We start from the raw sequence: 6,326 nt of genomic DNA on the forward strand, positions 1-6,326 counted from the left end.
CCTCAGTCTTTCCCATGAACTTCACGATTTTTTCGCCACCAGACACGGTTGCCTATGTTGTCGAACCCTCACCCATGGAATGGTACTGAAATCAACCGAGCATATTCAGCAATGCGTTGCCTTTACCGGTGAAGTCGCTGAAGAGACCGCGAAAATCATCATTCGCGAAACGTTGATTCCATAAAATGCTTTAACGAGCGATATTTATGAATTCCAGGCATGGGCCAGGATAATAACGACGATTTGTTCAAATCTCTAAAGTAAATTCAATTATTATCTCATGACCATCTTCGAACCAAACCTGCATTGTTGACACTTTAAACCTGCGAATATTCACAGATGTGGATGAAATCGCGAGATACCTTTATTTATATGGATGTAAAGTTCCATACACGAGTACCCATCATGCAGGATGCAATTCGAACAAAAATTGACTATCAGGAGATTGCAAAATCCTTTCAAGAGATTTTACATCTTGATGGATCACCGGTAGCGGTCAAATTTATTACGAGTGAAGACCACTTGCCTGAAGGAGTAGCACATATCGGGGAAACAGTTACTCACTGTCAGATGGTGAACAAGGCAAGGAGAGAGGGTTCAATATTCTATGCTACCAAGGAGAACCATAGTTGTATGTGAGGAGCATGGTCAATGGGTCTTCGGGAGATCACCCCCACCCTGAAAACCGGTGAATTCTATTAAAAACTTGGAAAATATGACAGTTGGCCATCATGCAAGCGTACAATTGATCGGATCCCCCATGTAGAATCAGGTGCGACATATGCAACTGCCTATGCTCCGCTTGAGAAAACTCCATTTGACCCGACAATTGTTCTCATTATCACCACTCCGAAGGTAATGCTGAAACTTGCTCAAAGCAGTTTATACCATCTCGGGGGAAGAATAACCAGTAATTTTGCAGGTATTCAGTCGGTATGTGCTGATGCAACGGCTCAGGTATATCTCACCGGGGCTGTGAACTTCTCGCTTGGATGTGACGGGTCACGAAAGTACTCAGGAATCCATGAGAATGAGATGGTTATGGGTATTCCAGCCGAGATGCTTCCACTGATCATCGAGGCACTCCCGGTAGTCATGGGAGCTCCTGGCTCTTCATAATCAAATTTTATTCGTTTCAGATGTGACGATATCCTAAATCAGTGCTTCGCGCAATCAAACCAAACTGCATTCTGACAATTGAGAATAGGCACCAAAAATATTCTCCACTGAATAGTTTACACCGCATGCTTGTTAAATATTTTTAGAGAGATTGCCGAGGAGTATTGTGCCCAAAAAAATTCCGGAGAATAAACAAAAGAAGTATACCGAGTGCAATTGTAAATATAATAATTATTTTAAAAATAAATTTTTTACTTCCAGATATCAAAACTATTGTCAAGATATTTCCCTTTTCATCCCATCACCGATCAAAAAACCCATGCCTAAATAAATAATTCAGAGAGGATATATACTCAAAATCTCGAATGTGATTTGTTGATTGGGTCTCCAAGCATTGTGCCTAAGAATTTTTGTCCCCGGGTGGCAGAAAAACTTGTGGCAGAGAGAGATACCCACCTACCATATCCGGAAAACAGTTTTGCTGATGCAAAGGAGAATCCGGAGACCGGTTTGCATGTGCCGATAAGACCCAATCAGGATCTGAATGTGATAAGATAGGATTTTCGGGAGATCCTATGGCAGAAAAGTACATCTTAAACATGATAACTCAGCGTGCCGTCGAAGAAGGCATCGCTATGGAAATCGGGAAAACCTCTCCGGAATATTTCGATGCCTGTAATATCATCGAGATGAATGAGCAGGACATGAAAAAACTGGGGATATTAAAGAATACCAATGTCCGGGTCACCAGTGAGAGTGGCCAGGTCATCGTCAAGGCAGTCGTTGCCCGTCAGACAGTATACCCCGGCCTCTGCCATATCAGGCAGGGTGTCTGGGCAAACCAGGTCGTTCCACCCCGCACCCAGTCAACCGGTGCACCACAGTATAGTGGATTCCCGGTGACTGTCGAGTCTGCTCCTGAAGAAAAATTGAAGACCGCTCTTCAGCTTGTTCAGGGCGCTGTCGGTATGTGGAAGGAGGTGTAAAATGCCGAAGGTAATTGAGAATGTGGGATGCCCATACTGTGGCTGCTCCTGCGATGATGTTAGAGTCACTGTCTCTGATGACGGAAAAAAGGTCCTTGAGGTCGAAAACGTCTGCGCAATCGGAACAGAAATCTTCAAACACGGAAGTTCAGACCACCGGATCAGAAAGCCACGGCTCCGCCAGCCTGATGGCTCTATGAAGGACATCACCTATGAGGAAGCCATCGAATGGACCGCACAGCACTTGTACAAAGCAAAGAAACCCCTCATGTACGGGTTCGGCTCTACCAACTGTGAAGGCCAGGCAGCAGCAGCACGGGTCATGGAAACCGCAGGCGGTATGCTTGATAACTGTGCAACCATCTGCCACGGCCCGTCTTTCCTCGCAATATTTGATAACGGGTACCCGACCTGTACCCTCGGTGAGGTCAAGAACCGTGCAGATGTGATCGTATACTGGGGATCAAACCCTGCACATGCACACCCCCGCCACATGTCCCGGTACTCTATCTTCCCCCGTGGATTCTTCACCGGGAAAGGGCAGAAGAAACGTACCGTCATCGTGGTTGACCCCCGGTACACCGATACCGCTAACGTTGCAGATATTCACCTCCGTGTAAAACAGGGTCACGACTACGAACTCTTCGATGCATTCCGGATGGTTGTAAATGGCCATGCCGATGACCTGCCTGATGTTGTTGCAGACGTTCCAAAGGAACAAATCCTCGAAGTAGCCGAGATCATGGCAAATGCCAGGTTCGGAACAACCTTCTTCGGCATGGGTCTGACACACTCTGACGGGCGTAACCACAACATCGATATCGCGATCTCACTCACCCGTGACCTGAACAAGGTCGCCAAGTGGACGATCATGGCCATGCGTGGACATTACAATATCGCCGGTCCCGGTGTGGTCTGGTCCTGGACATTCGGATTTCCGTACTGCCTTGACCTCACCAAGAAGAACTACGCACATATGAATCCGGGTGAGACCAGCTCGGTGGACATGGCAATGCGTGATGAAGTGGATATGTTCATCAACATCGGAACCGATGCAGGAGCACACTTCCCAATTCCGGCAGTTCAGCACCTCAAGAAGCATCCTTGGGTCACCATTGATCCAAGCATCAACATGGCATCTGAGATCTCAGACCTCCACATTCCAGTCTGTATCTGTGGTGTTGATGTCGGCGGAGTTGTCTACCGGATGGACAATGTGCCAATCCAGTTCAGACAGGTCATCGACCCCCAGGGACTCCTTGATGATGAAACTCTGTTGAACAAGATCGCTGACCGCCTCGATGAACTCAATGCACAGGGGGCCTGAATATGTCTGAACTGATTATCAAGAACGGGTACGTCTTTGACCCAATCTCCGGAATCAAGGGAGACAAGGCAGATATCGCGATCAAGGACGGCAAGATTGTAGACAAGGTCTCTGCAAAGGCAAAGAGCATCGACGCGAACGGCAAGACCGTGATGGCCGGTGGTGTCGATATTCACACCCATGTGGTAGGTCCGAAAGTCAACCTCGGCCGTGAGATGAGACCTGAAGACAAACTCTTCAGAGGATCAGTACGTGGCGGGATTGTCAAGCAGGGCAAGCGTATGGAGATGGGTTTCTCAATTCCGTCAACCTGGAAGACCGGGTACTCGTATGCCCGTCTGGGATACACCTACGTCAATGAGGCAGCAATGCCCCCGCTCATGGCTCCACACGTACATGAAGAGATCAGGGACACCCCCATCATTGATATCTCCGCAATGCCAGTCTTCGGAAATAACTGGTTCTGTCTCGAATACCTCAAAAACAAGGAGATCGAGAACAACGCTGCATATATCGCATGGCTCCTGAAAGCCACCTACGGTGTTGGTATCAAGTGCGTCAACCCTGGTGGCACTGAAGCATGGGCTTGGGGAGAGAACTGTGTCAACATTCACGACCCGGTCCCGTACTTCGACATCACCCCAGCCGAGATCATCAAGGGGCTGATCGAGTCGAACGAGTACCTTGGTCTGCCACACTCCCTGCACCTGCATGGAAACAACCTCGGTAACCCGGGCAACTACACGGACACTCTCGATACGCTCAAACTTGCAGAGGGATACAAAGCCAAGAACAAGTTCGGACGTACCCAGGTCATTCATAACACTCACCTGCAGTTCCACTCTTACAAAGGTAACAGTTGGGGAACCTTCGGATCCGCAGCAAAGGAAGTCATGGATTACGTCAATAAGGCTGACAACATCACTATCGATCTTGGTTGTGTCACCCTTGATGAGACCACCACGATGACCGCAGACGGTCCGTTCGAACACCACCTCCAGTCTCTCAACCACCTGAAGTGGGCAAACTGTGATGTAGAACTCGAAACCGGTTCAGGTATCGTTCCATTTGTCTATGACAAAGACAGTGCCGTCGTCGGTATCCAGTGGGCAACCGGCCTTGAACTGGGTCTCTACGCAAAAGATATGATGAGGGTCTTTATCACGACCGACCACCCGAACGCAGGGCCGTTTACCCGGTACCCGCGTATCATCAAATGGCTCATGTCCAACAAGGCCCGTCTGGCAACACTTGACTCCATGAAAGGTAAGGCTAAAGTTATCGCCGCAACAGATCTCGCCTCTATGGACCGTGAACTCAATCTCTACGAGATCGCGATGATGACCCGTGCAGGTCCGGCCAGGGCACTGGGAATGTCCAACATGTATGGCAGCCTTGCTGCTGGTGCAGATGCAAACATTGCCATCTACGACCTTGATGCCAAGAAACTCCCAACCGATCCTGAACTGATCGAGGAAGCATTCAGCAAGACTGCCTACACCATCAAGGAAGGAGTCATTGTTGTTCAGGGTGGAGAGATCGTTGCAGAACCCCCGAACCACACGGTCTGGACTAAGGTCACCATGCCTGAAAACACTCAGGTAATGCGTGACATCAAGGAGAAGTTCACCAAGAGTTACACGGTAAATCTTGAGAACTATGCAGTATTTGACGACCACGTGTACCGCCCGCGGGCAATAGAAGTCGACGTTGCCTGAGGTGTAAAAGATGGAAACCGTAACAATGACCCTGGTACAGCACCCTGAGTTGTACCTCGAATGCTACAGTGTAACCCCTGATCTGTTTGCAGGGAAGTCCCTTGCCGAGATCGCTGATCTTCCGGCACATGAGGGAAAGATCGTCTGGAAACTTGGAGATTTCTTCAAGTTCGATGGAAAGTCCGGTGCAACGGCAGCCGAGACCAGGATCATCGTGAACGGAGACGTTCACAAGATGAAGCGGTTCGGCCAGCAGATGACCGCTGGTGAGATCCTCATCAACAGCGCTGCTGACATGTATGTCGGCTGCTGGATGCGGGGCGGAAAGATCACCGTCAAGGGCAATGCAGATGCATTCCTCGGGATCGCGATGGAAGGCGGAGAGATCACCGTGGAAGGTGACGCAACCAACCATGTCGGCAGTGCCTATCGTGGTGACTGGCGTGGTATGAGTGGTGGGCTGATCCGGGTTAAAGGAAAGGCAGGTAACGATATCGGGACCGCCATGACCGGGGGGACCATCATCATAGAAGGCGATGCATTCATCCATGTCCTGACCCATGCTGATGGTGGAACCGTCATCATCAAAGGTGATGTCGAGGGCCGTGTCGGTGGCCAGATGGTAAAAGGAGACGCCTACGTACTAGGGAAAATCCTCTACCCGCTGCCAGGATTCAAGAAGGTCGCAACCGTCGAGAAGGAATGCGATGGCCAGACCTACACCTTTGATCAGTACATCGGTGACCTGGGAGAACGAAAGGGCAAGAAGAAGGGAGAAGTTATCTATGGTAACATCTACCTTAAGGCCTAACTTCTTTTTACCAGTATTACGTGAACATTAACATACACCGGTTTTCCCCGCATTTTCATCCCAGAAAGAATGGTCTGATGACTACTGAAAAACGGAGAGGAGATACCGAATTATCCCTGAGGAACCATGATAGAAGATACCCCACTCATAAAATTACCAGAACTGCCGGTCATTGAACTTGTCGACGACCTGATCCAAGTATACAAAGAATTTATGGTGATCCGGGCAGCTCTCGAGCTCCGGCTCTTTGACTGGCTGGCAGTTCACGGTCCTGCAACGATTGAGGAGATCAGCAAAGGGACGAAGATACCAGAAGAATACATGGCTGCTCTCATGGGCATGCTCTTCTATCTTGATATTGTCCG

Annotated in this window: 4 protein-coding genes and 3 pseudogenes; all 7 read left to right on the plus strand. The window is 49.1% G+C overall.

The window, feature by feature from the left end:
- Window positions 1–184: pseudogene (locus LUQ50_RS09465) on the plus strand (hypothetical protein); the annotation flags it as partial.
- 221 nt (window positions 185–405) lie between these two features.
- Window positions 406–1,119 (plus strand): annotated as a pseudogene (locus LUQ50_RS09470) (DUF169 domain-containing protein).
- A 575-nt stretch (window positions 1,120–1,694) separates the two neighbouring features.
- Window positions 1,695–2,105 carry a molybdopterin dinucleotide binding domain-containing protein gene (locus LUQ50_RS09475; protein ID WP_300039525.1) on the plus strand — a complete coding sequence of 137 codons (411 nt, stop codon included), beginning with the start codon at window positions 1,695–1,697 and terminating at the stop codon, window positions 2,103–2,105.
- 1 nt (window position 2,106) lies between these two features.
- The gene (locus tag LUQ50_RS09480; protein WP_300039528.1) at window positions 2,107–3,432 is read left to right on the plus strand and encodes a formylmethanofuran dehydrogenase subunit B; all 1,326 of its coding nucleotides are present in this window, start codon (window positions 2,107–2,109) and stop codon (window positions 3,430–3,432) included.
- Between the two features lie 2 nt (window positions 3,433–3,434).
- Window positions 3,435–5,150 carry a formylmethanofuran dehydrogenase subunit A gene (locus LUQ50_RS09485; protein WP_300039530.1) on the plus strand — a complete coding sequence of 572 codons (1,716 nt, stop codon included), beginning with the start codon at window positions 3,435–3,437 and terminating at the stop codon, window positions 5,148–5,150.
- Between the two features lie 10 nt (window positions 5,151–5,160).
- Window positions 5,161–5,961 (plus strand): formylmethanofuran dehydrogenase subunit C, encoded by an 801-nt coding sequence (locus LUQ50_RS09490; protein WP_300039532.1) that lies wholly within the window; start codon window positions 5,161–5,163, stop codon window positions 5,959–5,961.
- Window positions 5,962–6,087: 126 nt separating this feature from the next.
- A pseudogene (locus LUQ50_RS09495) lies at window positions 6,088–6,326 on the plus strand (hypothetical protein); the annotation flags it as partial.

This window comes from Methanospirillum sp. (assembly GCF_028679455.1).
Classification (GTDB): Archaea; Halobacteriota; Methanomicrobia; order Methanomicrobiales; family Methanospirillaceae; genus Methanospirillum.

Coding starts and splice junctions, on each gene's coding strand:
- LUQ50_RS09485 (WP_300039530.1), top strand. CDS start 3,435: ATGTCTGAACTGATTATCAAGAACGGGTACGTCTTTGACCCAATCTCC.
- LUQ50_RS09475 (WP_300039525.1), top strand. CDS start 1,695: ATGGCAGAAAAGTACATCTTAAACATGATAACTCAGCGTGCCGTCGAA.
- LUQ50_RS09490 (WP_300039532.1), top strand. CDS start 5,161: ATGGAAACCGTAACAATGACCCTGGTACAGCACCCTGAGTTGTACCTC.
- LUQ50_RS09480 (WP_300039528.1), top strand. CDS start 2,107: ATGCCGAAGGTAATTGAGAATGTGGGATGCCCATACTGTGGCTGCTCC.